Consider the following 3010-nt stretch of genomic DNA (forward strand, 5'->3'; position numbering starts at 1 on the left):
CAGTTAATTGGGGCTTTAACTAAATTGGCTGGTGTAACTAATGATGGTGATGATATTGGTCATAATGATAATGCCGCTGCTGCTGGTGCTGAAGAAGTTAGTGTTAAAACTATTATTGCAGAAGTTAAAAACATAATTGATATAGCAGAGAAATCTGGAGTGAAAATTGATGCAGGGAATGCTGGTGGACAAGTAACAGCTGCTAATAATACCGCTGCTCCTGCTGTATTTGGTGGTCATAATAATGCAGCTGCTGGTGCTGGTGCTGGTGATAAGCTAGCATCTGAAGTGTCAAAAGCTGATCCATGGGCGATGATTGACAAGATTAAGAATGCTACCGCTACTGCTCCTGTTACTCTTGCTGCTAACAATAATCATGAAGTCGGAACATTAGTAGCTGCTAATGCTAATGCTAATAATAATAACTATGGTGTAAAAACCAATGCCGATTTAGCAGCGGCGGTAGCTCTTAAGGCCATGACTAAAGGTGGTAAATTTAGACCTGATAATGGAGATGTTGGTGCAGTGAAAGCAGCAGCCGCAAGTGCAGTAAATAAGGTATTAGGCATCCTTGATGTAATAATTAGGAAAATAGTAAGTAGCAATCTAGAGAAAGTAAGAGAAGCAGTAAAGGGAATAAAGGATTCTGAGATTTCTGGGATAAATGCTCCAGAAGCTGGTACTACTCAACCTATTGCTAATAATTAAATAATAAAGTTATTTTAAAGGGAAACACTTTTCTTTTTATAGAGGAGATTTGTTTTCCTTTTTTTGTATTTTAGTATCTTAAATAAGTTAAGAGAGAGTTATTTCTTTTGATTAAATTTGTAATATCTTCAATAACATCACTGGTACGGTACCTGTAGTAGTAACATATTCCTAATTCTTTATAAAAATACTGTTTATTGAAACTAAAAGTCTTATGTCTTAGCTTGGGGGGAATGATTTTATAAATGTTTTTATGTCTTTTGGGGATATACTTCTGCAGTTAAAGGATCGGGGGCTAGCAAGTGCTGTTAATAAACATCATTAACATTAATTTTCATAGCTCTTTAATATTTTCTTAAGTCCTATATCAATTGTTTCTCTCATTGCTATAATTAATTTATCTAATACTTTATATCACTGCTGATAATAAGACACCTAAAACTAAAAGTAAATAACAGAATTCATACAAAATAAATAAACAAATAATAAGAGTTGTTAAAGAGAAACACTTTTCTCTTTAATGAGTAAAGTTATTTTCCTTTTTTGTATTTTATTATGTTTGATTACACATTTCTCATTTTTTTGTTTGATAATTGTCTTTTCTTCATTCTTTGTTCATTGATGTTGTAAGATTTTGTAAAAAATATAATGAATTATAAAAAGTAAGCTTTAATATTTATATGAGATATCTTAGTTATTTTAAGATACTTAATGGTTCCCAGGTATAATATTAATTTAGTATGGTATAAAAAAATACATTAAAACTTGCGAAAAGCCAATATCTTACATAATAGTATATATAAAAATGTAGAAAAGTCTAGCTTGAATAGAGAAAAAATGTGCAGTAGTTGCGTATCGTTATATAAATTATATTTCAATAAATCGTATCATCGATTTGATTTGCCCTTGTTTGCTTTTTATTAGTTTTGCCTTTTAGTCTTAATAAAACATGCAAAAAAATTGTTGCTGATATGAAAAGAGAGGAAAATCCGAATGCTGAGGGAGTAGAGAGTGCAGTAAAGAAATTAGTTAGTGAGACACTTGATAAGATAATTGATGGAGAGGCTATTGGTGATGCTAGTGACTTAATTGGTAATGTTGCTGTTGGTGGTAATAATGCTGCTGGGGCCGGAGCTAAGGGTGATGGTGTTGAAAGCTTAGTAAAGGGATTTAAGTCAATTGTGGATATAGTACTTAAGGACAAAGGAAGTGCTTAAGGCTGGAGATGGTAAAAAAGCCGATGCTCTTGGAGCAAGAGGTGCTAATGCTGGTGATGCAGGAAAATTATTTGGAAATACTGGTAATGCTGGTGCTATTGATACTGATGCTAATGCAAAGAAGGCAGCAGCAGATGCAGTTAAAGCAGTTGGAGCAATAACTGGTGCTGATATTTTGCAAGCTATTTCTGAAGGTGGTGGTGATGCAGCTAAGTTAGCTGAGCATAATGTTTCTTTTCAAGTTACTGGTGTTGCTTCTGATATTAAAGATGCTGTTATAGCAGGGGGGATAGCATTAAGGGCAATGGCAAAAGGTGGTAAATTTGCTAATGAGAAGGATAATGCTAATAGTGATGTTGTGAATACAGTTAAAGGGGCGGCTGTTAGTTCAGTAACTAAGGCATTGGATACATTAACGATAGCAATAAGGAAAATAATTGATGCAGGACTTAAAGAAGTACAGAATATATCCTGACGCTAATCAAAAGAAATATTTTTCAAAAGTATTTGGATGCGTAAGATTTTTGTATAACAAAATGTTAAGTGATAAGAAAGATTATTATGAAAAAAATAAACAAAGTCTTATTACTTATCCAAGCAAATATAAAGAAGAATTTCCATTTTTAAAGGAAGTTGATAGTTTAGCTCTTTGCAATGCCCAACTTGACTTAAATTCTGCGTATAGTAATTTTTTTAGAGAAATTAAAAAAGGAAATAGAACACAAGGATTTCCTAAATATAAAAGTAAGAAAAATAGACAAACCTTTAGAACTAATAATCAAAAAAACTCAATAAGAATAGAAAATGATTATATAAAGCTACCTAAAATAGGATTTGTAAAATTAGCTCTACATAGGAATATTAAAAGCAATGAACTTATTAAAAATGTAGTAGTAGAAAAAGATACTGATGATAAATATTATATTTCAGTAGCAGTTGAGTGCTTAGATGTTAAAAATAACGATAAAACTAAATGCAATAAAAAAGAGATAGTTGGTATTGATATGAGCATGAGGCATTTTTTAGTAAGTAGTGGGGGTGAGAAAATCAATCATCCCAAATGTTTACTAAAAAATGAACGTAAA

2 protein-coding genes and 1 pseudogene are annotated in these 3010 nt (G+C 31.8%); all 3 read left to right on the forward strand.

The features are described 5' to 3' along the window. Positions 1–708 (forward strand): variable large family protein (locus U880_RS0103325; RefSeq protein ID WP_024654748.1); only part of this gene is annotated, 708 nt, incomplete at its 5' end. Between the two features lie 956 nt (positions 709–1664). Continuing rightward, positions 1665–2400 (forward strand): annotated as a pseudogene (locus U880_RS10055) (variable large family protein); the annotation flags it as partial. After that, positions 2366–3010: RNA-guided endonuclease TnpB family protein (locus U880_RS11340; RefSeq protein WP_024654749.1), on the forward strand; the 645-nt coding region annotated here is incomplete at its 3' end. The pseudogene U880_RS10055 and the gene U880_RS11340, both read left to right, overlap by 35 nt.

Source organism: Borrelia hispanica CRI (assembly GCF_000500065.1).
GTDB classification, from domain to species: Bacteria; Spirochaetota; Spirochaetia; order Borreliales; family Borreliaceae; genus Borrelia; species Borrelia hispanica.